Raw genomic sequence first — 22,121 nt, forward strand, 5'->3', positions numbered from 1 at the left:
GTTGCGGGCGTGCGTCGGGGGAATGCTGTTCGGCGGTGCGGTGCGGTGCGGTGCGGTGCGGTGCGGTGCGGTGCCGTGAGGTGCGGTGGTGCGGTGTCGTGCAGCAGGGCCGAGCGGGGTCGGCGCTCGGGCCGAGGCTGCGGGAAAACATACGAGATTGGGTTTCTAGCGGCAAGGGTGCGCGCCGACCGGCGGTACCCTGCCGGAAGCCGGGCGGTGTACCGGCGGCGGCGATCGAGGAGGGGGTACGGCATGACGATCATCGGCAGTGCGACCCCGCTGCTCAGCGCCGTGCTCGCGCCGCTCACCGACCTCGGGCGCGCCGACGCCGTGGCCCGCCGGATCACCGAGGCGATCGCCCTCGGTCTGGTCGCGGACGGGGACCAACTGCCCAGCGAGAACGACCTGTCCGACCAACTCGGCGTCGCCAACGGCACCGTCCGGGAAGCGCTCGCGCTGCTCCGCGAGGCCGGCCTGATCGAGACCCGGCGCGGCCGCAACGGCGGCAGCTTCGTCCGCACCCCCGTCGAGGGCTCCGCGCCCCTCCAGCTCGCCCGGTTGCGGGACACCGCCACGGTGGACCTGCGCGACCTGGGGGACGAGGAGCTTGCCGTGTTCGGCACCGCCGCCCGGCTCGCCGCCGAACGCGCCCCAGCCGACCTCGGCCCCCGGCTCACCCGCCTGGTGCACGAGCTGCGCGACGCCGCCGGGCCCGCCGAGCAGCGCCGTGCCGACGCCCGCTTCCACATCGAACTCGCCGTTGCCGCCCAGTCGGTGCGCCTCACCCAGCTCGCCGTCCGGCTGCAGGCCGAACTCGGCCCGCTGCTCTGGCTGCCCGCCCCGTACGGCCCCGACCAGGAGCGCCTGGCCGAGCAGCACCGGGAGATCCTGGTCGCCGTCCTGGCCGGCGACGCGGCCGGCGCCCGCGCCGCAGCCGAGGCGCACGTCATCGGATGCGTGCACCACCTGGTCCGGGGGCACCTGGAGTTGGCGGACGACGGCTGACCGGGCGTCGTGCCGTCGCACCCGGAACCCCACCCGCCCGCCGGAGCCGTCATGACCAGCACGGTCACCCTGCCCGCCACCGCCGCGGCCTGTGCTCGGCAGGTCGCCGCCGCCGTCGACGCGGTGCTCGCCGACCTGGACGGCCTGCGGGCGGCCACCGCCGAGTGCTGGGACCGGACGGCCGCCGCGGGGCGACGGCCCGTCGCGGCCGAACTCGCCGTGCTGCAAGGGCCGGTGCGCGAGCTGCTGGCCCGGCCGGGCTCGCGCTGGTTCGGCTGCGGCGCCGTCGTGGCGCCCGGCGCGCTCGCCGATGCCGAGCTGCACGCGGAGTGGTGGTACCGCGGCGGGCGGGGCGCCGGGGAGCGGCGGTTGCGGCTCCCGCTGGACCCGGGGGACGCCGAGTTCTACGACTACCGGACGCTGCCCTGGTTCGCCCGGCCCCGCGACGAGGGGTGCGCGGCGGTCGCCGGGCCGCAGGTCGACCTGCTCTGCGCGGACCGCTACGTCCTCTGCTGCGCCAGGCCGGTGGCGGTTCCGGGTGCGGGCTTCGTCGGGGTGGTCGCCGGGGACGTCCCGCTGGCCGCGCTGGAGCGGCTGGTGGTGCAGCCGCTGCGCGCGCTGCCCGGCGAGGCCGCACTGCTCGACGGCGAGGGGCGGGTGCTGGCCGCCACCACCCCGGTGCTGCCGGTCGGTTCGCTGGCGCGGGCGCTGCTCGGCGGTCCGGCGGGTGAGCCGGTAGGTGGTCCTACGGTCGAGCGGGTGCGGGTGCCGTCGGAGGCGGTGGACTGGGTGGTGGTGCAGTTGTGACGGCCGGCGCGGGGCGGTACCGGTGCGGCGCCGAGTATGACATTCATTTGTAAAGGTATCGGGTGCTCCGCTCCCGCTCCCGCTCCCGTTTCCACTACCCGTTCCGGCCGGCTTCCCGCCGCGTGGGCGGTGCGGTGAAGCAGCAGTCCCCGCAGAGCCCGGCACCAGGTCCGACCCGGTAGTAGAGGCAGCAGCTGTTCCGTCGGAACGCCGTGCCGCGCGGGCCCGTGCGCAGCGTGCCCGTTCCCGCCAGCGGCGGACGGTCCAGCAGCTCCGCGACCAACGCCCGTGCGGCGCCCGGCGCATGGGGGTCCAGCACCCGCAACGTGCCGGCCAGGGCGGAGGCGGCGTTGCCGAGCAGCAGGCGCGGCGAGAGCGGCGCGGCGGCCCGGACGGCCGCCGCCAACGGCTCCAACTGGCCCGTCAGCACGGCGGCGTGGAGCCGGTCGGCGAGCGTTCCGGCCTCCGGCCGGTCGGGCTCCGGCGGCGTCCAGAGGTCGAGCGGGCCCTGGTCCGGGATCCGCACCCAGGCGTGCTCCAGCGTCGGGACCGTCCCGAGCAGGACGGCCGAACCGAGGCCCACCGACCAGAACCGGGCGGCCAGCCCCAGGTGCAGGATCGAGGCGGCGACCCGGGGTTCGTCGGCGCCGAGCCGCCGGGCCACCACCCGCAGGCGGTCGGCCAGCGGTGCGTCCGGGCCGGTGCCGTACAGCTCGGGCAGCGGGCGGAAGCCCTCGGGCGGCGTTCCGGAGGAGGTGTCCAGCGCGAAGTACGGGCCGACGGCGGCGAGTCGGCCGTAGTCGGGGACCGCTGGTCCGGGCGCGGGGACCGGCGATCCGGGCACCGGGCCGAGCGGGCCGGTCGGCCCGGGCGCGGGGTTCAACGGCCCTCCCCTGTGGGGTCGTTGAACCCCGCGCCGGCTTCGGGCGGCCCGGGTGCGGTCGGGCGGTCGGGCGACATCGGGGCCTCCAGGGTGTCCGGGTGCTCGGGGCGGCAGCGACCGGCCGGCGGCGTACGGGCCCGTACGGACGGACGGTGGGCCCGGAGGTCCCGGGAGGCCCGGAAGGCCCTGGCCGGGCGGGTGTCAGCCGCGCACGGTGAGGTCGCCGGCGGTCGTGCGGATGAACGGTACCGTGCCCTGGCAGTCCGCCACCGGCTGGCCCAGCGCGCCCCAGACCCAGCCGAGCCGGTCCCCGTGACGGCCGTTGTCCTCCACCGAGATCGAGACCTTCTGGCCGACCACCCCCAGGCCCGGGAACCACGGAGCCTCGCCCTTGGTGATCACGCCGGTGGCGATCGCCTCCCGTCCGCCGACGCCCAGGCAGGTGATGTCCCCCTCGAAGTCGGCGACCAGCCGGCCGTCGTTGTGCACGTGACGGACGTGGAAGTGGCCGCGGGTGGCGCCGGGGTCCGTGTTGCCGGTGGCGCGGGCGTCGACCGAGATCCGGACCGGGTCGCCCGCGAAGCCGCCGAACGCGGAGGTGAGGACGGTGTCCCCGGTGCCGCGCACGCTCACCGCCCCGGCCCGGGCGTCGTCCGCGGCCGAGGCCGGTTCCGCGGCGGAGGCCGGCACGGTGGCGGTCACCGCCGCGACCAGCAGGAGGACCGAGGTCGCAGCGGTCGCGAGTCGACGGTTCATGACGGTTCGTTCTCCTTCGGGACGGGTGCTCCGGCGACGACGAGTCTGCTGCAGCAGGCCCGGCGGCACCTCACGCTGCGGAGGGGAGTTCGACGGTGCGCCCCTCCCTCCCGCGGAGGAGGCCCGCCTCCCCCTGGAGAGCTGCCCGTAGGCTCGGCCGGGTGCGCACCGAATCCCCGCCCCGCCCCGCCCGGCCGCGCTCGGCCCGGCTGCGGCGCCGGCTCGCCGTCGTCGCCGTCCTGGCCCTGGCGGTGCCCGTCGTGCTCGCCCACGCGGGCGAGCACGGAGCGGCCGCGCTGCTCGCCGTGACGGCCGCGCTCGTCGCGGTGGTGGCGCTGCTGCCGTGGCCCGCCGGGCGGAGCACGGCAGCAGCGGCCGCCGCGGCGGTGGCCGGTGCCTCGCTGCTGCTCGACCTGCTCTACTCGGGGCCGTACCGGCTGCCCGCGTTCTGGCTGCCCTTCGAGTGGACGGCGCTGCTCGGGCTGCTGTTCCGGGTCGTTCGCCGGCTGCCCGACCGGTGGGCGGGGCCGGTCGGCGGCCTGGTCGGGCTCGCGGCCGTCCTGCTGCCACTGCGGTTCGCCCTCCGGACTCCCCAGGGCGGTGCGGCCGGCCCGGTGATCGGCGTGCTGTTCTCCCTGCTGCCGACGCTCGCGGTCGCGGGAGCCGCGCTCTACCTGCGCGTCCTGGACGCCCGCCGGGAGCGGGCCGTCGTACGGGCCCGGCGCGAGCAGCGGCTCGAAGTGGCCCGGGGACTGCACGACTTCGTCGCCCACGAGATCACCGGCATCGTGCTGGAGGCCCAGGCCGGTCAACTCCCGGGCCAGGAGCCGGCGGAGACCGCCGCGCTGCTGCGCCGGCTGGAGGAGGCCGGACTGCGGGCGTTGGACTCGATGGACGAGATGGTGGGGGCCCTGCGCGATCCGCAGGGCGGCGGCCCGGACGCGCCGGGCAGGCGGGACGGCCGGAGCGAAGCGGACGGGGCGGCCCGGCAGGACGGGCGGAGCGAGCGGGCCGCCGGGGCGACCACGCGCCGCCTGGGCCTGGCCGACCTCCCCGAACTTGTCACCCGCTTCGGCGCGACCGGCGGCCTGCACGCCGGCACCGACCTCGACCCCGGCGCCGCCGACCTGCTCCCCGCCGAGACCCAGGCCACCGCCTACGCCGTCGTCCTGGAGGCTCTCACCAACATCCGCCGCCACGCGCCGCAGGCCACCGAGGTCGCCGTCCGGGCGGCCCCCGCTCCGGACGGCGCCGTCCGGGTGACCGTCACCGACAACGGCGGCCCCACCCGCAAGCCGCTGCTGCGCCGCCGCCCCGGCTCCGGCGGGACCGGACTGGCCGGCCTCACGGCCCGCGCTGCCGCGCACGGCGGCTCGCTGAGCGCGGGCCCGGTCGAGCCCGCGGGCTGGCGGGTCACCTGCACCCTGCCGGGGCGGTAGCGCGGACCGGCGCCGCCGCGGTGCATGCCGACCCTCCGGGCGTCGTACCGGAGGGTCGGCAAGTCGGCAGGCCGTCGGGTCAGCGATCCCGGCCGCCGCCGCGGGCCCCGCGCGGGCGGGTCAGGGTGAAGCGGTCGACGGGGACGAGGTCGCCGTACGGGCCGCTGACGGAGTAGTAGGTGACGTCGATGGTGGTCTGCCCGCCGCGCTCACCCGGGTCGACGTCGAAGGCCGCGAAGCCGTACGGGTTGTCGGCGTCGCGGAAGGCGGACCACGGGGCGTCCTCGATCACGTACACCGGCGGGCGCTTGCCGGTGGCCGGGTCGACGGCGCCGACGCCGGTGATGACCCGGGCCTTCGGCGGGTCGAAGAAGAGCTGGTTGGACGGGGCCGAGGTGCCGCCGCCGCCGATCACCATGTGGACGGTGCCCTTGGTGGTGTCGATGGTCCGGGTGCCGGTGGCGACCGGGACCGGGGTGCGGGTGTCGGTCGGCTGCTGGCCGCGGATCGGGTGCGAGCGCTCGTAGTGGTGCTCGTGGCCGCAGACCACCAGGTCCACGCCGTACCTGTCGAACAGCGGTACCCAGGCCTCGCGGATGCCGAGGTCGGCGCCGTTGAACTTGTCGGCGGTGGAGATCACCACCTGGTGCATGCAGACCACGATCCAGTCGATCCCAGGGTCCGCGTTCGCCGCCGCCAACTCCCGCTCCAGCCAGCGCTGCTGGGCGCCGCCGGAGTAGCCGTGGACGTAGGAGTTGCCGCCGTCCTGGTAGGCCACGTCGTCGTTGTTGAGGCTGATGACGCGCACCGAGCCGGCGGTGAACGAGTACCACAGGCCGCGCAGTTCCTCGTCGGAGCCGGAGCCGGGCAGGTCGAAGTAGGCCTGGTAGGCGCCGTAGCCGATCGGGCCGTTGCCCTTCTCGTTCTCGTGGTTGCCGGCCGCGGGCATCCAGGGGCGGTGCCGGGCGGAGCGGGTGTTGTTCTCGAACCAGTCGGACCAGGTGCGGATCCGGTCGGTGGCGATGTTCGCGTAGCAGAGGTCGCCGTTGAGCAGGTGGAACAGCGGGGCGATCCGCTCGACCCCGGCGGTGGTGTCGCCGGCGGCGGGGCTGCCGAGGTTGTCGTTGACGTAGCCGTTGGCGGTCTTGCGGCCGAGGGTGGGGGTGCCCTGGTCGCCGAAGCTGGTGAAGGTGAAGGCGGAGCGGCCGCGCGGGGCGGTGCGGACGGTGCCGAGCTCGGGGGTGGTGCCGTCGTGGACGGCGGCGTAGACGTAGTCGGTGTCGGGGTGCAGGCCGGTCAGCCGGGCGTGGTGCGCCTGGACCTCGGTGCCGGAGGCGGCGTCCCGGTAGGTGCGGGTCGCGGCCTGCACGGTGCGGCCGAAGCCTCCGTTCGAAGTCCCGTACATCACCAGGGGATTGGCGACTGACCTGGTGGTGTGCCAGGACACCACCACCTCGCGCGAGGCGTCCGAGCCGAACTGGAGGTGCAGACCGGCCACCCGCGGGGCACCGGAGCGCCCGGGCCGCTGCCACAGCAGCGGCGAGTCGGCGGAGGCGGCCGGGGCAGCGGCGGCGGGGGTGGCGGCGAGGCCGGAGAGGGACACGGCGCCGCCGAGGCCGAGGCCGGAGGCGCCGGCCAGGAGTCCGCGCCGGCTGACGGGGAGACGTCCACTGGAAGCGTTCATCATGGCGGTCAGCTCACCGCACGGAGGTGAACCGCGCCCGGGCCGGCACGTGAACTTTCCCGCCGGCCGGTGCGGGGCACGGCTCGTGGCAGACTGCTGGGCGTGACGCGTGCGAACGGTGAGAGCCCGCGGGTGATCCGCACCCTGATCGCGGACGACCAGGAGGCCGTGCGGCGCGGTGTGCGGCGCCTCCTGGACGCCCAGCCGGACATCGAGGTGGTGGGGGAGGCCGCGGACGGGCTGGCCGCGCTGGAGCTGGCGGCCGAACTGCGGCCGGACGTCGCGCTGGTGGACATCCGGATGCCGCGGATGGACGGGCTTGAGCTGACCCGCCGGCTGGCCGGTCCGGGGGTGGCCGAGCCGGTGCGGGTGGTGGTGCTGACCACCTTCGACCTGGACGAGTACGTCTACCCGGCGCTGCAGCACGGTGCTTCGGGGTTCCTGCTGAAGCGTTCCGGCCCGTCGCTGCTGGCCGAGGCGGTGCGGGCGGCGGCCGACGGGGAGAGTCTGATCAGCCCGTCGGTCACGGTCCGGCTGCTGCAGCACGTGACGGCGCCGCGCCGGCCGGAGCGTCGGGCGAAGGGCCGGGGGCCCGCGGCCGTGGTGCCGTTGACCGAGCGGGAGGTGGAGATCGCCGGGCAGGTCGCGGCGGGCCGCACCAACGCGGACATCGCCGCGGAACTGTTCATCTCGCCGGGCACGGTGAAGACCCACGTCGCGAGCATCCAGCGCAAGCTCGGGGTGGCGAACCGGGTCGGGATCGCCGTCCACGCGTGGGAGATGGGCTACGCCGTACCGGACCGGCCGTAGCGGACCGGCCGCAGTGGACCGGGCGCCGGTGCGGGTGCGGGTCCCGGTGTCGACCCCGGTGGCCCGCCCGGACAGTGCCGAGGGGCGACATGGACAGCGCGTCCACGGGACCGAGGGGATTGTCCCGTGGACGCGCGGAACCCACGAGGTGGGGGTGGCCTCCGGACGTCACGTCCTCCGGCCGGTAGTTCGATCGTCGACCGAGGTAGAACAACGGCAGACCCTGATCCGTCTCGATCTGTCGCCACTGCCTCCTGCGGTCGAACTTCCTTCAGCTACCTCGCAGGTCCACCTCTCATCATGCGCCTCGCACGCCGTGTGCACCAGGGGTGAACGGCATGAATCCGGGCAATTTTCGCAAATCGATCACCGGGGTGGACTCGGGCCCATCACCGGGTGGGCTCAGGGCCGCGGCCACCCGTCCACGAAGCTCAGCGTCCGGTGGTACGGCCCCTCGGGCCCGGTGCTGCGGTAGTCCTCCGTGCTGCTGCCGGTGCGCACGGTGCGGTCGCCGTCGTGACGCCGGGCGGTCGGGCGCAGGGTGTGGTCGACGGTGGCGCGCTCGGTGACGTGGCCGCCGGTCGCCGTGGTGGCCTCGCGGTGGTAGCCGAGGTCCATCGCGGTGGTCTGGTCGGTGTTGCCCGCCGCGTCGTGGCTCACCTTGTAGGTGACGTCCAGCGGTTCGCCCTCGTGGACGGTGGTGGTGCGGTGCGGCCCGCCGCCCCAGGTCGAGGTGGAGCGGATGAGGTCGGTGCCGTTGTGCAGGGTCACGTCGTTGCCGCTGTCGCGAAGTTGCTGGCCGGATCGGAAGGTCAGGTCGTCGCGGACCTCGGTGGTGATCCGGCCGTGCGAGGTCTGCACCCAGCCCCGGGCGACGTCGTGCCGGGCGGCGGTGACCGTCCAGTCACCGCTGCCGCCGCCGTGGTCGGCGAGCGCGGTGCCGGCGGTGGCCTCCGGGGCGACCCGGTGGTCGGTGAGCTGCCCGCTGGTGCGGGCGGCGCCGTGGTCGACCTCGGCGAAGAGGTTGACCTGGCCGGTCCAGACGTCGTTGCTCTGCGCCTCGGCCGCGTTCACCGTGACGCCGACGGTGTGCGGGCGGCCGTCGAGCAGCAGGCCCACGTACGGCGTCAGGTCGAGCCGGTAGGCGGGCAGGTCGAAGGCGAAGACGCCGGGGACGGGCCGCCAGAGCAGCGGGTCCCAGCCGCCGGTGTAGATCACCGGGTACGGCCAGACCGCGCCGGCCACCCGGCCGTCCACGGTGAGCCGCAGTTCGCGGAACGGGCCCTTGCCGCAGAGGCCGAGGCCCGGGTTGGCGGCGACGAAGGCGTCGGGCGCGGAGGCGTACGCGAACTCCTCGCAGGCGCCGCCGCCCCGGGTGTAGACCTCGGCGGTGAGGCGCTCCAGGTTCTGCGGGAAGGCGAGTTCGCGCCCGGCGGCGGGGGCGGCCTGGGTGAGCGCGAAGGGGCCGGTGGTGAGCAGTCGGTCGGCGCTGCGGGCGGCCGGCCAGTGGTTGTCCGCGGTGTAGAAGGTCAGGCTCGCGCTGATCGTGAAGACACCGGTGTAGGTGGCGTCGGTGACGTTGGCGAGGTCGAAGTCGAACTCCTGCGGACCGGCGGCGAACAGCGGGGCGTAGCGGGTGAGGTCGTGTTCGACGTTCCACTCGATGCCGTCCTTGGACGGTTCCGGGGTGGAGGAGAGCATCACCTGGACGCCGCCGACGCGGACGCTGAAGATCCGGTCGAACTGTCGCCCCGCGACCTGCCCGTGGAGGTCCAGCACCACCGCCGACCACGGGCCCGCGCAGTCGGCGGGCGGGGTGAGGGTGGCGGTGTACGGGGTGTCGGGCGGGTTGCCGTAGCCGTTGCGGAACTCGCGCCGGTGCATCGCCTCGACGGTGCAGGAGCGGGTGTCGGGCCGGGTGAGGGGCTTGGTGGCGGTGACCGGGTCGTGGTAGTCGGTGCCGAAGTCGGCGCGGGCGGGGCCGGCGGTGGTGAGGGTGCCGGCGAGGGTGAGCACGGCGGCACCGAGTAAGCCGGCGGCGCGGCGGAGCAGCGGGCGCAGGGCCAAGGCGGTTCCCCGGGGTCGGGCGGCCCGTGGCGCTGCCGCGGGCCGGAGGGATGATCCGGCATCCTTCCGGCGGTGGCATGCCAGCGTCAAGGGCGGCGGACGGGGTAGGGCCAAGGGTGGTGGACGGGGTGGTGCCCGTCCGTACGCCGAAAACCGTGCCGCCCCACCGCGGCGGCATCTCACAGAGAGTGCGCATCATGACCGGACTTCCGCCCAGCACCCCCGCCGTCCATGTCGCCGGGGAGGTGGCGAGGGCCCTCGCCGACGGCCGGCCCGTGGTCGCCCTGGAGTCGACCATCTTCACGCACGGCCTGCCGCGCCCCCGCAACCTGGCCGTCGCCCTGGAGGCGGAACGGCAGCTGCGGGAGGCGGGAGTCGTCCCGGCGACCGTCGGGGTGCACGCCGGGGTTCCCACGGTCGGTCTGAGCGCCGATCAGATCACCGAACTCTCCGCCGCCGACGGCCTGGACAAGGTCAGCCTGCGCGACCTCCCGGTGGTCGCCGCGCTCGGCCGGCACGGCGGCACCACCGTCGCCGCCACCGCCTTCCTCGCCCACCGCGCGGGCATCCGGGTCTTCTCCACCGGCGGTCTCGGCGGCGTCCACTTCGGCGCCTCCGAGAGCTTCGACGAGTCGGCCGACCTCACCACCCTGGCCGCCACCCCGGTCACCGTGGTCAGCGCCGGAGTGAAGTCGATCCTCGACATCCGGGCCACCCTGGAGCGCTTCGAGACCCTCAACATCCCGGTCATCGGTTACCGCACCCGCAAGTACCCCGGCTTCTACGTCACCGACTCCGGCCACGAGGTCAACTTCAGCGTCGGATCGCCCGAGGAGGCCGCGAAGGTCATCGACGCTCGCGACCGGCTCGGCCTGCCGCAGGCCGTCCTGATCGCCAATCCGGTCGACCCGGCCAAGCAGTTGCCGCCGGAGGAACTGGACGGCATCCTGGCCCGCGCCCGGGCCGAGGCCGACCGCCTGGGCATCACCGGCAACGCCTCCACCCCCTTCCTGCTGGACCAGATCCGGCGCGACACCGGCGGCCGCAGTCTGGAGGTCAACGTCGAGGTGTACCGGGGCAACGTCAGGCTGGGCGGCGAGATCGCCACCGCCCTGGCCGCGTCTGCCGCCCTGGCCGCGTCTGCCGCCCCGACCGCGTCTGCCGCCTCTGCCGACTCGGCCGCTTCGGGGGAGTCGGAGGCGCCGGCCGCCCCGACCGCTCCGGCCGCGCAGACCGGGGCCTGAGCCGTGCTGGGGGTGCTCGGCGACCTCGTCGAGGACGTCGTGGTGTGGGTCGACGGCCCGCTGCGGCACGGAACCGACTCCGGCGCCCGGGTCTTCCGGCGGCGCGGAGGCAGCGCGGCCAACGTCGCCCGCTTCGCCGCCGGGCAGTGCCCGGCGCGCTTCCTCGGCTGCGTCGGCGAGGACGCGGTCGGCGACGCCGTGGTCGCCGAACTGCGCGGCCACGGCGTCGACGTACGGGTGTCCCGGCGCGGCCGGACCGGCACCGTCGTGGTGCTGATCGACCGGGACGGCGAGCGGACCATGCTGCCCGACCGGGGCGCCGCCACGCTGCTGGAACGCGTCCCGGACGAGTGGCTGGCCGGTCTGACCCACCTGCACGTGCCGGCCTACTCCTTCGACGGCGAGCCGGTCGGCGCCACGGCGGTGGACGCCCTCGCACGGGTCCGGCAGGCGGGCGGCACCACCTCGGTGGACGCCTCCTCGACCGGCATGCTGGAGCGGTTCGGACGGGAGCGGTTCCTCGCCCTGCTGGCCGAGTCGGCACCCACCTTCGTGTTCGCCGACCGCTCGGAGTCCGCCTTCCTCGGCCTGCTGGTGGAGGGGCTGCCCGGGCCCGACCGGTCCCGGTTGGCGGAGACCACGGTGGTCACCAAGGCGGGCCCCGCACCGACCACCGTCGACGTGCCGGGCGAGGGGCTGTTCACGGTGCCGGTACCGCCGGTGGCGGTGGTGCGCGACCTCACCGGCGCCGGGGACGCCTTCGCGGCGGGGTTCCTGGCCGGGTTCCTGGAGACCGGGGACCTGCGGCACGCGGCCGGGCTCGGGCACCGCAGCGCGGCCCGGGTGCTGGCGTCACCCGGGGCCTCCTGCGACGAGGGGTGACGGCGGGCGGGCCTCCGGGCGGCTCCGGCGTTCCGGGGCCGCCCGGGGGCCCCGGGGCGTTCGACGGCGGGCGGGTGTCGGCGGGGTGCGCGACGGCCGGGTGGGTGCCGCCAGGGTGGGCGTCGGCCGACGGTTTCAGCGCAGTGCGTCCTTGCGGAGGAAGTGCTTCAACCGTTGCCACGTCCAGGTGTTGACCACGTCCTCGGCGGTGAGCCAGCCGCGCTGCGCCGTGCCGATGCCGAACCGCGGGTAGGCCAGGTGCGGGGTGGCGTGGGCGTCGCTGTCGATGCTGAACCGGACGCCGTGCCGCCTGGCCCGCAGGATGTCCTCGTCCCGGAGGTCGAGCCGCTGCGGGGAGCTGTTGATCTCGATCGCGGTGCCGGTGCGCGCGGCGGCCTCGAACACCGCGTCCAGGTCGACGTCGATCGGGCCGCGGCTGCCGATCCGCCGGGTGGTGAGGTGGCCGATGACGTGCACGTACGGGTTCTCGCAGGCCCGGATCAGCCGACGGGTCTGGGCGGCGCGGTCGAGGGTGAAGTGCGAGTGCACGGAGGCCACGCAGACGTCGAAGCCGGCCAGGAACTCGGGCGGCCAGTCCACCCCGCCGTCCGGGTCGATGTTCAGCTCGGTGCCGTGCAGCAGCCTCAACTTCTTGTGCCGGTCGGCCAGTCGGCGCACCTGCTCGCGCTGCGCGAGCATCTTCTCGTCGGTCATCCGCTGCATGACCAGGTTCGGCGCGTGGTCGGTGACGGCGAAGTAGGAGTAGCCGCGGGCGGCGGCGGTGTCCACCATCTCCTCCAGGGTGGCCAGCCCGTCGGTCAGGTCGGTGTGCGTGTGCAGGTCGCCGCGCAGGTCGGACTCCTGGACCAGGTCGGGGAGTTCACCGTTCAGGGCGGCCTCGATCTCGCCCCGGTCCTCGCGCAGCGTCGGGGCGATCCACGGCAGGCCGAGCGCCGCGTACACCTCGTCCTCGGTCTCCGAGACCACCTTGGCGCCGCCGTCCACCTCGAACAGCCCGTACTCGGAGAGCTTCAGCCCGGCCCGCACGGCCATCGTGCGCAGCTTGATGTTGTGCGCCTTCGAGCCGGTGAAGTAGACGAGCGCCGCGCCCCAGTCCTCCTCCGGCACGACCCGCAGGTCCACCTGGACGCCCTGGGTGGTGCGCACCGAGGTCTTGGTCGTCCCGCTCCCGATCACCTCGGCCACGTACGGGAGTTCGGTGAGCGCGGCCATCAGCGGCGCGGAGTCCTCGGCGGTCGCGAGCACGTCGATGTCGCCCACCGTCTCACGCATCCGGCGCAGCGAGCCCGCGTACGCGCAGCGGGTGCAGCCGGGGACGGCGGAGAGTGCGGCGACCAGCTGTTCGGCCAGCTCGGTGGCGGTGTCGAGCATGGTCCGGCCACCGGACTGCCGCATCAGCTCGATGCCGTGCAGGATCTTCTCGCCGCTGCGCTCGCCGAAGCCGGCCAGGTCGGACAGCTTGTCGGCGCGGACCGCCTCGGCGAGTTCGTCCACCGAGGCGATGCCGAGGTCGCGGTAGAGGGCCAGCGCGCGCTTCGGGCCGACACTGGGGACGGCCATCATCTCCCGCACGCCGGCCGGGATCTCGGCGCGCAGGTTCTCCAGGGCGGTGATCCTGCCCGAGTCGAGGTACTCGGCGATCTTCTCGGCGGTGGACTTGCCGACGCCCGGGATCTGCTGCAGACCCTTGACGTCCAGGCCCGCGAGGTCCTCCGGGTGGCCGCCGACCGCTCGGGCGGCCTTCTCGTAGGCGCGGGCCCGGAAGGCGTCCCCGCCGGTGATGTTGATCAGGTCGGCGTACTCCTGGAGCAGCTCCCTGACCTGGTCGTTGAGCCGGGGCATGGGGCAAGTCTAGGTTCGGCGGGGCGGGTTCGCCGCGTGTGGGGCGTCGCCCGGGGGAGGGCGTCGCGGGGCCGTCGGGGCGGGTGCGCCGGGCGCGCCGTCAGTCGTGCGCGACGGTCAGCAGCAGGACCACGGTCAGTCCGCCGCCCGGGGTGGACTCGACCGCGAGCCGGCCGCCCGCCGCAAGCACCAGGCTGTGCAGGGCCGGGCCCACCGGGCCGCCGGGCCGCACGCCCACGAGCAGCCCCTCGCGGGCACCGGGCGGCTCGTGGGCGCCCCGGTCCGAGATCCGGATCTCCACCCGGCCGCGTCCCCCGCCGCCGTACGGGCCGCCGTCCCGGGCGCGGTCGCGGGCGCCGTCCCGAGCGCGGTTCCGGCCCCGGCCGCGCTCGCGGTCCGGGTCGTGCTCCCGGTCCCGGTCCCGGGTCGAGGCCGTCGGGCCGGGACGCCGCCCGCCGCCCGCCACCTCGGCGCGGACCAGCACCCGGCCGCCCATGGGGCTGCGCCGGATCGCGTGGTCGACCAGCCCGGCGAGGGCCGCCTCCAGGCGCCGGGCGTCCCCGGCCACCACCGGCAGCCCGGGTGCGATGCGGACCGTGACGGTCGCGGAGCGACCGCCGCCGCGCACCACCCGGCGGACCACGTCGGCCACCTGGACGTGCCGGGCCGTCGGCTCGCAGCCGGCCTGCCGGCCGGTCCACCGCAGCCGCTCCAGCTCCACACGGGTGAGCGCCCTGGGCGCGGCCATGGTGCCGGACTGGAACGGCCCGGGGCCCTCCTCGGCCTCGACGGCAACCGGGCCGCCCGCGCGTCCGACGGCGCTCCTGCGTCCCGCGCCGCCCGCGCCGCCCGCGCCGCCCGCGCCGGACGCGCCGCCGAACGCGGCGAGCGCCCGGGCTCCCGACGCGACGTAGCCCCACAGCCTCCCGTGTGCCATCGCCCTGCCCCTCGTGCCTCACCGGCGGCCGTCATCGGTTCCGCGGCCGACCGGGGCGGGCCGCTTCCCCGGCCCTCCTGCCAGCCTGCGCCCCGCCCGCCCGGGTGACAATCCCGCCCCGGGACGCGAACCCGGCCCGCGCCCCCGCCGAGCGGCCGGTGGGGCACCCGCCGACCGGCGGGGCGCCCCCCGGTGATCAGGCCCTTCCGGGATCCGCAGGATGCCCGGGCCTCCGGCAAAGGACTCTCCGCAAAGAACTCTTCGCAGAAAATCCTTTGCAAAGGATCCTTTGTGGTTCTAGGCTCCTGCCATGACCGAGGACAGCGGCTGGAAGCACAGCGACGACCCGCACATCGCCATCACCGCCAGGGGCATGAAGGCGATGGCGCACCCGGTGCGCATGCAGCTGGTCGGGCTGCTGCGCAAGCAGGGCCCGTCCACGGCGACGAGGCTCGCCGCACAGCTGGGGCTCAACTCCGGGGCCACCAGCTACCACCTGCGCCAGCTCGCCGCCGCGGGCTTCGTCGAGGAGGACCGTGAGCGCGGCAACGCCCGTGAGCGCTGGTGGCGTTCGGCCCACCGGCTCACGCTCTGGACGGGGGACGACATGGCGGACGAGGAGCCCGACACGGCCGTCGCCTTCCTGCGGTCCGTCCTGGCGGTGCACAGCCTGACCGGCCAGCGCGCCCTGGACGCCTTCGAGACCATGCCGCGCGAGTGGCGCCGGGTGACGGATCTCAGTGACCTGATCCTGCAGCTCACTCCCGTCGAGGCGGAGCAGCTGACCGGCGAGCTGTCCGAGGTGATCGGGCGCTACCGCCGGATCGACGCCGCCGGGCCCTTCCCGGAGGGCAGCGAGCAGGTCTCCGTGATCGTCCACGTCCTGCCGGATCCGAGCGGCACCACCACCGAGGGGGAATCGGCATGACCACCGCCGTCGACGTCGGCACCGCCGGCACCGCCGGCACCGTCGATCCGCCCGCGCGCAGCTTCCGGCCGCTGGCCGGGGTGCTGACCGCAACGGCCGTCTCCGTGACGGGCACGCGCGTCTCGGCCATCGCCCTGCCCTGGTTCGTGCTGGCCACCACCGGCAGCGCCACCATGACCGGCCTGGTCGCCTTCGCCGAGATGGCACCGTACGTGCTGGTCAAGGCGCTGACCGGGCCGGTGATCGACCGGCTCGGGCCGCGGGTGGTGTCCTGGACGACGGACGCGCTGAGCGCCACCGCGGCCGGGCTGGTCCCGCTGCTGCACGCGCAGGGGTTGCTCCCGTTCTGGGTGCTGCTGGTGATGGTCGCGGTGATCGGCGCGATGCGCGGCCCGGGGGACTTGGCCAAGTCGGTCATGGTCCCGGAGGCGGCCGACCGCGCCCGGGTGCCCATGGAGCGCGCCACCGGGCTGTCCGGCGTCACCGAGCGGCTGGCCTCCACGATCGGGCCGGCGGCGGGCGGCGGGCTGGTCGCGCTGATGGGCCCGCTGGCCGGGCTGGCGGTCAACGCGGCCACCTTCGCCCTCGGGTCGCTGATCATCGCCCTCGCGCTGCCGCGCGGCATGGGGCGCCCGGCCCTCCCGGGCGCGGCCGCGGGGCCGCCCGGGTCGGCGGGGGAGAGCGGGCAGGGCACCGGCTACTGGCGGATGTTCCGCGAGGGCTTCGCCTTCCTGCGGTCCGAGCCGCTGTTGCTCGCCGTGACCGTGATGGTCGGCATCACCAACCTCCTCGACGCGGGCTTCATCACCGTCCTCGTCCCGGTCTGGGCGCAGGAGTCCGGAAACGGCCCGGCCGCCATCGGTCTGACCACCGGTGCCATGGGCGCCACGGCCGTCGTCGGCAGCCTGATCGCGGCGGCCGTCGCCTCCCGCCTGCCCCGTCGGACGGTCTTCTTCGTCGGCTTCCTGCTGTGCGGCGCGCCCCGGTTCGTGGTGCTCGCCCTCGGCGCGCCCATGTGGGTGGTGCTCACCGTCTTCGCGATCGGTGGTTTCGGCTCCGGCTTCCTCAACCCGATACTCGGCGCGGTGCTCTTCGAGCGGGTGCCCCGCCACCTGCTGGGCCGTGTCCACGCCCTCGGTGACTCCCTCGCCTGGGCCGGGATCCCCCTCGGCGGCCTCGTCGCCGGTGCGGCGGTCGCCCTGGTCGGCCTGATATCCAGCCTGCTCGGAGCCGGCGCCCTCTACTTCGCCACCACGACGCTGGCCGGACTGCGGCCCGAGTGGCGAGAGATGGACAAGCTCCGGGGCCACTCGACAGGCTCGGGCGGCGAAGCCACCGGGAGCACGCAGGTGGCGGACGACACGCGGGAGCCGCTCCCCACGCACTCGTAGGCGCCGTTCACCGGGCCGTTGGCGGGGCGGATTCGCGGGGCCGTTCGGGGCCGATTCGGGGGCCGTTCGCGGTCTGTTTCACCGGATCGGTCGGGCGATCCGCTCGGCGCCCTCCGCGACCGGCGAGTGGCCCGCCCACTGGAACAGCAGGACGCCCGCCAGGGCGGCGAGGGCGCACCAGGTGGAGATGAAGGCGAACCGCCAGAACAGGGCACAGACCAGGGCGCCCACAGCGATGACGAGGCCGAGGCGGCGCAGCAGCCGGTCGCCGCTCACGAGGAGGGAACCGACCGTGGCCAGGAGATAGCCGGTCAGGAGGACGGCCGGGTGCGGGATGCCGACGGTGTAGACGAGGGTGTGGCCGTGCGCGGTGGCCGCCACCGGGTGGGAGGCGACAGCAACGGCGAGCGGGACGGCCACGGCCGCGCCCAGGAGGGTGAGCGCCGCGAGCACGCGCCGGTGTGGTCCGGTGGTCGCGCACCACACCCCGGCCGGGACGAGCACGGGCAACAGCGGAAGGGCGATCACCGCCCAGGCGGTCCGGGCCGCTCCGGCGAGGGCCGGCGACAGGTCACCGTCCGTACCCAGCCAGACCAGCGCCTCGATCAGCTGGTGCAGACCCAGCACCAGAGGAAGCGCGGCGAGCAGTAACCGCTCCGGGTGGCCCGCCCGACGGGCGCGGACCAGACACGCCACCCCGGCCGCCGCGACCACCCCACCGGCCACGGCGTCCGCCTGCGCGCTCCAGCACATCGAGGCCTCTAGCCGGACTTCCCGTGTCCGTCGTCGGGGCCACCGGGGGGTCCGCTGTCGGGATCGCCGGACGTGTCGTCGGGTCCGTCCGCCGACCGGCCCTCGGAAGGCACGCCCGAACCGTTCCCCGAACCGCCCTCCGCGCCGTTCCCCGAACCGCCCTCCGCGCCGTTCCCCGCATCGGCCTCCGCGCCGGTCTCCGGGGCCGCCCCGATGCTCTCCAAGGTGTCGCGGACGGTGCCGGGCATCGCCGGGTGGCGGCCGATCACGATCACCCCGACGACGATGGCGAGCATCCCGGCCGACTGCCAGGCCAGGGCGCTCGGAGTGACCCGCAGTCGGTCGCCGAGGAAGCCGACCGCGCAGGCGATCCCGGCCAGCGGCTGGGCGGCGGTCAGCGCCGGCAGCGACATCCGCAGCGGCGCGGCCTCGAAGGCGCTCTGCACCAGCAGCAGACCGACCACGCCCGCCACGACCACCGCGTACGGCTGCCAGCTGCGCAGCACGGCCGACAGCCCCTCGTGGTCGAGGCGTTGGGTGGTGGTCCGGGTGAGCGCGTCCTGGAGGCCGTAGAGCAGTCCGGCCGCGAGTGCCAGCAGCGTCGCCTCCTCGAACAGCGGCAGCCGCCGGGCCATCGACACCAACAGCACGACCAGTCCGACCACCGTGCCGACCACCAGCCAGTGCCGCAGCTCCCCGGCGGGAGCCCCACCGCCCGTCGGCTTCCCGGCCACGATGAAGGCCGTCACCCCGAGCCCGAGCAGCAACACCCCGGCCCAGCCCGAGCGGCCCAGGGTCTGACGGGTCAGCACCCGGGCGAGCGCCATGGCGAACAGCAGATTGGTGGCCAGCAGCGGTTCGACCAGGGAGACCTCGCCCTGGTTGAGTGCGAGCGCGGAGAGGATCAGCCCGCTGACCATGAATCCGGTGCCGAGCAGCCATTGGGGCATCCGCATCAGGTCGAGCAGCAGCCGCCACCGCAGGAGGTCGGCACGGGGGGCCCGCTGCGCCGCGTGCTGCTGGAGGACGAAACCGAGACCCAGACAACAGGCCGCGCTGAGGGCGAGAAGGAAGACCGCCACAGGGGGACCACCAGGTTGTCGCTGCCCGCGCCGCGCCGACGGGTTCGAGGCGGATACGCGGTCGCGGCCCGCTTCCGTCAGCGTACCGCCGGGGCGTCGGCCGGGCCGATCGGACACGACGCGCGGGCGCCGCGCCGAACGCCCGCCCGGGCCCGGGCCGAGCCGCTGAGGGCGGCCGGACTGCCGGCCGGGCGGTGCCACGGCGCGTGCGGGTACTGCCGTGCCCGGTGCCGTCCGCCGCGCTTGCCGCTACGGGCGGGGCAGGCGCACGCTGGTGTGAGCGGCCGCCACGGGTCACCGTCCGTGCCGGTCAGGACAGGCGCGACGGGGGCCGGCGCCAGGAGGTGTGGCATGCACAACCAGTGGGACGTGGAGCTGACATTCGACGAGGACGGCGTGCACACGGCGTGCGACGCCAGGCTGACGGGCGCGAGGGCGCCGGGCCTGAGCGCGCACGGCGAGGCCGTGAAGAGCGCCGACGACCGTCCGCTCGCCAGGATCGGCGAGGAGGTCGCGGCCTCCCGCGCCCTGGAGGAACTGTCCCGCAAGCTGCGGGCGCAGGCCACCGGGGAGATCGACGACGAAGGACACCGTCCGGGGTACCTGATCTACTGACGGTGGCCACGGCCGGCAGCTACTGGCGGCGACGGCGGTCACGGTCCGGGCGGCGCGGTCGTACGGTCCACGGCCGTCCCCGCCCGGAGCCGCCCGCTGCGGCGTGCGTGGCGGGGCTCTCCACCGGGGCTCGCCCACCGGGGGCTGTCCACCAGGTAGGGAACGGGGTGCGGCAGCGCCGGTCCGCCGTCGAGCGCAGCGTCGCCTCCGGGCGTCGTCGCGCCGGCCCCGGCCAGCACGCCCGACCGCCGCAGGCGAGCCCGGGGCGGTCGTGACGCATCTTCAACCGGCCCGCGCTGGTGCCCGCTCGGTGAGGGGTCGGCAGACGGGCCCGTCGACCGGAGGCTCCGACCCGGAGTCGGCGGCGTGTCCGGGCGTCCGGTGCCGGGCAGGCACGGTCGGCGCTCCTGCTGCTGCCGCCGACGGGAGGGTGCGGTGGGTGCCGGCGACAGCAGCCGGTCGTCAGCCCCTGGAGAGGAAGTCGACGAGGCGTCGGTTGACCTCGGTGGCGGCGGCCATCGGCAGGTTGTGGTGGGTGGCGTCCGGGAGGACGGCGACCTCCGCCGACGGGAGGGCGCGGCGGGCCGTCTCGGCGACGCGGGCCGAGTGGTGGGTGCGGCTCCGGGCGGCGAGGAGGGTGATGACCGGGGTGGTGAGGGTGCCGAGGCGGGCGGAGGTGGGGCGGGGGCCGGTGACGACACGGGAGGCGGGGAAGTCGGCGTAGCCCAGGGCGTAGACCTCGCGCCAGTCGGGGTCGAGGTGGGCACCGCCGCCGGTCTCCCAGTCGAGGAAGGAACGGGCGCGGTCCGGCGTGCGACCGGGGAGGAAGAGGGGGACGGCGTGCAGCAGGTAGCCGGGGCGGAAGCCGGCGAAGCACAGGTTGGGGTCGAGCAGGGCGAGCCGGCCGACCCGCGCGGGGGCGTACAGGGCGTACTCCAGGGCGATCCAGCCGCCGTACGAGTGGCCGCAGAGGTCGGCCTCGGGGACGTCGAGTCGGTCGAGCACGGCGTCCAGCCAGCCGAGGAGTCCGGGGACGCCGTCGAGTGCGGCGCCGTCGTGGACGCTGCGCCCGGGGTCGCCGATGAGGTCGACGGCGAGGACGCGGTGCCCGGCTTCGGCCAGGGCGGCCGCGTTGGCGAACCACATGGTGGAGGTGGCGCCGCCGCCGTGGAGGAGGACGAGGGGCCGACCGCCCCGGGGTCCGCAGGCGTTGATCCGCGTGGTGCCGTGGTCGGTGCGGACGGTGAGGGTCTCGACCGGGGCGGGCCAGCGGGCCAGCAGGGCGTCGTAGGCGGCGAGGAAGGTGGCGGTGCGGGCGGACAATGTCGGGCCTCCGCGGGTGTGGTGTGATGGCGTGCGGAACCACTCGCTCGGCAAGTATCTCGCTGAGTGAGTATCTCGCTCAACAACTATCTCGCTGATCGAGAGAATAATGACACGGGCCTGCCCGAGGGAGGACGACAGGGTGTCCGGAGCTGAGGAACCGATGCGGCTGGTCCACCTGCTGCGCGGTCTGACGGTCGAACTCGACCTTTTCGGGGCCGAGTTCGCATCCCGCAACGGTCTGCATCCGACCGACCTGCGCGCGCTGATCCACCTGCTGGACGCCTCCCGGGCCGGGGAGGTGGTCACCCCGGGCAGGCTCGGTGAGGCGCTGCACCTGAACTCGGCCGGCACGACCGCTCTGGTGGACCGGCTGGAGCGGCTCGGGCTGATCCGCCGCGAGCGCGACCCGCAGGACCGGCGCAGGGTGCGGCTGCTGGTGGAGGAGCGGGCGGTGGAGCTGGGGCAGGGCTTCTTCGGCGGGTTGATCGGCGATCTGCTCGCCGAGATGCGGCGGTTCGACCCGGCGGAACTGGCCACGGCCCGGCACTTCCTGGAGGCCATGACCGGGGTGGTCGCCGCTGCCCGCCAGGACCGGTAGGGACCGTCTCGGCGGTCATGTGAGCCAGGTGAGCGCAGGACCGCCAGGGGAGGCGGGGCCTATGCCGGCCCGAGGGTCCAGCTGATCACCGACAGCGTCGCCATCGACGCCAGCGTCGACCAGAGCACCGCGTCCCGGGCGAGCACCGTGCCCTGCCCGTACTCGCGGGCGTAGGTGTACACGTTCTGCGCGGTCGGCAGTGCGGAGAACAGGACGACGGTGAGGAGTTGGTGGGCGGGCAGGTGGAGCAGCGGGCCGGCCACGGCGAGTGCGACGAGCGGTTGGAGCAGGGTCTTGATCGCGACGGTCAGTCCGACCTCGGCCCGCCGGGAGCGGCCGTCCGCCGGCGGGCGGTTGTGCAGCGAGATGCCGAGGGCTATCAGGGCGGTCGGCACGCCGGCGCCGCCCAGCAGTTCGCAGGAACGATTCAGCTCGGCGGGCAGGTGCACCCCGGTCGCCGAGACGACGGCGCCGAGCGCGGTGGCGAGCAGGATCGGGTTGCGCACCGGCAGGGTCAACAGGGCCCGGCGGCCGGCCGCGCCGCCGTCCAGCACGGCGAGGACGGCGGGGGTGACCAGCAGGATCTGGAACAGCACCACGGGCGCCACGAATGAGGCGTCACCGACGACCTGCACGGCCACCGGGATGCCCAGGTTGGCGGAGTTGACGTACCCCGAGGCCATCGCGCCGATCGCCAGTTCGCCGGGCTTGCGCCGGAAGAGCAGGTGCCCGGCGAGCAGTCCGAGGCCGGTCGCGACGGCGGTGCCGGCGGCGAAGGCCAGCATCGACGGGTTGGCGAAGCGCCCCAGCGGGGTGCGGGCGATCATCAGGAAGAGCGCGGCCGGCATCGCCACGTGGAAGACGAACCGGTTGAGCACCGCCTCGGCGTGCGGTCCGAGCAGGCCGGTGCGGCCGACGAGGTAACCGACCGCGGTGAGCGCCCAGATCGGGGCGAAGCCGGACAGCAGCGGATGCAGGGATGGCATGGTTCCTCGGATCGCTCGGACGTGTCTGCCGGGTGCGGCGGGGGTCGCCCGCCGGAGGCTTCGAC

At 75.2% G+C, this 22,121-nt stretch carries 19 protein-coding genes and 1 pseudogene; 10 read left to right on the forward strand and 10 right to left on the reverse strand.

All coding sequences use genetic code 11. The annotated features are described in order from the left end of the window. The first annotated feature begins 252 nt into the window (after positions 1-252). Positions 253-1,005 (forward strand): FadR/GntR family transcriptional regulator, encoded by a 753-nt coding sequence (locus tag ACZ7KX_RS16450; protein ID WP_470327008.1) that lies wholly within the window; start codon positions 253-255, stop codon positions 1,003-1,005. Positions 1,006-1,056: 51 nt separating this feature from the next. Then, positions 1,057-1,812 (forward strand): PDC sensor domain-containing protein, encoded by a 756-nt coding sequence (locus ACZ7KX_RS16455; protein WP_470327009.1) that lies wholly within the window; start codon positions 1,057-1,059, stop codon positions 1,810-1,812. Positions 1,813-1,906: 94 nt separating this feature from the next. Here the strand turns inward: ACZ7KX_RS16455 and ACZ7KX_RS16460 are convergent, their stop codons facing one another. Together ACZ7KX_RS16460 and ACZ7KX_RS16465 are read right to left on the reverse strand one after the other, a co-directional pair. Beyond that, a complete protein-coding gene (locus ACZ7KX_RS16460) occupies positions 1,907-2,695 on the reverse strand; it encodes a (2Fe-2S)-binding protein (protein WP_470327010.1) in 789 nt (262 codons plus the stop codon). 201 nt (positions 2,696-2,896) lie between these two features. Continuing rightward, positions 2,897-3,451, reverse strand: a complete 555-nt coding sequence (locus tag ACZ7KX_RS16465; RefSeq protein WP_470327011.1) for a hypothetical protein — start codon at positions 3,449-3,451, stop codon at positions 2,897-2,899. 161 nt (positions 3,452-3,612) lie between these two features. On the opposite strand from ACZ7KX_RS16465, the gene ACZ7KX_RS16470 reads away from it, so the two are divergent. Continuing rightward, positions 3,613-4,890 (forward strand): sensor histidine kinase, encoded by a 1,278-nt coding sequence (locus ACZ7KX_RS16470; protein WP_470327012.1) that lies wholly within the window; start codon positions 3,613-3,615, stop codon positions 4,888-4,890. Positions 4,891-4,969: 79 nt separating this feature from the next. Here the strand turns inward: ACZ7KX_RS16470 and ACZ7KX_RS16475 are convergent, their stop codons facing one another. Then, positions 4,970-6,577 (reverse strand): purple acid phosphatase family protein, encoded by a 1,608-nt coding sequence (locus tag ACZ7KX_RS16475; protein ID WP_470327013.1) that lies wholly within the window; start codon positions 6,575-6,577, stop codon positions 4,970-4,972. A 99-nt stretch (positions 6,578-6,676) separates the two neighbouring features. Between ACZ7KX_RS16475 and ACZ7KX_RS16480 the strand changes: the two genes are divergently transcribed. Then, complete coding sequence (locus ACZ7KX_RS16480) at positions 6,677-7,384, forward strand: response regulator transcription factor (RefSeq protein ID WP_350524775.1); 708 nt, start codon at positions 6,677-6,679, stop codon at positions 7,382-7,384. Between the two features lie 402 nt (positions 7,385-7,786). Here the strand turns inward: ACZ7KX_RS16480 and ACZ7KX_RS16485 are convergent, their stop codons facing one another. After that, positions 7,787-9,451 carry a peptide-N4-asparagine amidase gene (locus ACZ7KX_RS16485; protein ID WP_470327014.1) on the reverse strand — a complete coding sequence of 555 codons (1,665 nt, stop codon included), beginning with the start codon at positions 9,449-9,451 and terminating at the stop codon, positions 7,787-7,789. Between the two features lie 197 nt (positions 9,452-9,648). On the opposite strand from ACZ7KX_RS16485, the gene ACZ7KX_RS16490 reads away from it, so the two are divergent. Both ACZ7KX_RS16490 and ACZ7KX_RS16495 read left to right on the forward strand, forming a co-directional pair. Then, complete coding sequence (locus ACZ7KX_RS16490; protein ID WP_470327015.1) at positions 9,649-10,695, forward strand: pseudouridine-5'-phosphate glycosidase; 1,047 nt, start codon at positions 9,649-9,651, stop codon at positions 10,693-10,695. Positions 10,696-10,698: 3 nt separating this feature from the next. Further along, positions 10,699-11,577: a carbohydrate kinase family protein gene (locus ACZ7KX_RS16495; protein WP_470327016.1), complete on the forward strand. Its 879-nt coding sequence runs from the start codon at positions 10,699-10,701 to the stop codon at positions 11,575-11,577. Between the two features lie 135 nt (positions 11,578-11,712). On the opposite strand, the gene polX is transcribed toward ACZ7KX_RS16495, so the two are convergent. Next, a complete protein-coding gene (gene polX / locus ACZ7KX_RS16500) occupies positions 11,713-13,440 on the reverse strand; it encodes a DNA polymerase/3'-5' exonuclease PolX (protein ID WP_470327017.1) in 1,728 nt (575 codons plus the stop codon). Between the two features lie 100 nt (positions 13,441-13,540). Further along, positions 13,541-14,377, reverse strand: a complete 837-nt coding sequence (locus tag ACZ7KX_RS16505) for a histidine kinase (RefSeq protein ID WP_470327018.1) — start codon at positions 14,375-14,377, stop codon at positions 13,541-13,543. 310 nt (positions 14,378-14,687) lie between these two features. On the opposite strand from ACZ7KX_RS16505, the gene ACZ7KX_RS16510 reads away from it, so the two are divergent. Further along, a complete protein-coding gene (locus tag ACZ7KX_RS16510; RefSeq protein WP_470327019.1) occupies positions 14,688-15,305 on the forward strand; it encodes an ArsR/SmtB family transcription factor in 618 nt (205 codons plus the stop codon). Next, positions 15,302-16,696 carry an MFS transporter gene (locus ACZ7KX_RS16515; RefSeq protein WP_470327020.1) on the forward strand — a complete coding sequence of 465 codons (1,395 nt, stop codon included), beginning with the start codon at positions 15,302-15,304 and terminating at the stop codon, positions 16,694-16,696. The genes ACZ7KX_RS16510 and ACZ7KX_RS16515 overlap by 4 nt, the downstream gene beginning before the upstream one ends. 78 nt (positions 16,697-16,774) lie before the next feature. On the opposite strand, the gene ACZ7KX_RS16520 is transcribed toward ACZ7KX_RS16515, so the two are convergent. Both ACZ7KX_RS16520 and ACZ7KX_RS16525 read right to left on the reverse strand, forming a co-directional pair. Next, entirely contained in the window at positions 16,775-17,449 is a 675-nt protein-coding gene (locus ACZ7KX_RS16520) for a DUF6629 family protein (protein ID WP_470327021.1), read from the reverse strand. A 242-nt stretch (positions 17,450-17,691) separates the two neighbouring features. Continuing rightward, positions 17,692-18,531 (reverse strand): annotated as a pseudogene (locus ACZ7KX_RS16525) (DMT family transporter); the annotation flags it as partial. 351 nt (positions 18,532-18,882) lie between these two features. On the opposite strand from ACZ7KX_RS16525, the gene ACZ7KX_RS16530 reads away from it, so the two are divergent. Beyond that, positions 18,883-19,146: a dsRBD fold-containing protein gene (locus ACZ7KX_RS16530; RefSeq protein ID WP_350524766.1), complete on the forward strand. Its 264-nt coding sequence runs from the start codon at positions 18,883-18,885 to the stop codon at positions 19,144-19,146. A 462-nt stretch (positions 19,147-19,608) separates the two neighbouring features. Here ACZ7KX_RS16530 and ACZ7KX_RS16535 read toward each other — a convergent pair whose 3' ends face one another. Then, positions 19,609-20,469 (reverse strand): alpha/beta fold hydrolase, encoded by an 861-nt coding sequence (locus ACZ7KX_RS16535; protein WP_470327022.1) that lies wholly within the window; start codon positions 20,467-20,469, stop codon positions 19,609-19,611. A gap of 163 nt (positions 20,470-20,632) precedes the next feature. Here ACZ7KX_RS16535 and ACZ7KX_RS16540 point away from each other — a divergent pair, with 163 nt between their 5' ends. Beyond that, positions 20,633-21,070, forward strand: coding sequence for a MarR family winged helix-turn-helix transcriptional regulator (locus tag ACZ7KX_RS16540; protein ID WP_470327260.1), 438 nt, complete (start codon positions 20,633-20,635; stop codon positions 21,068-21,070). Positions 21,071-21,129: 59 nt separating this feature from the next. Here the strand turns inward: ACZ7KX_RS16540 and ACZ7KX_RS16545 are convergent, their stop codons facing one another. Further along, a complete protein-coding gene (locus ACZ7KX_RS16545) occupies positions 21,130-22,056 on the reverse strand; it encodes an AEC family transporter (RefSeq protein ID WP_470327023.1) in 927 nt (308 codons plus the stop codon). Positions 22,057-22,121 lie beyond the last annotated feature (65 nt).

Source organism: Kitasatospora sp. NPDC038210 (assembly GCF_055600605.1).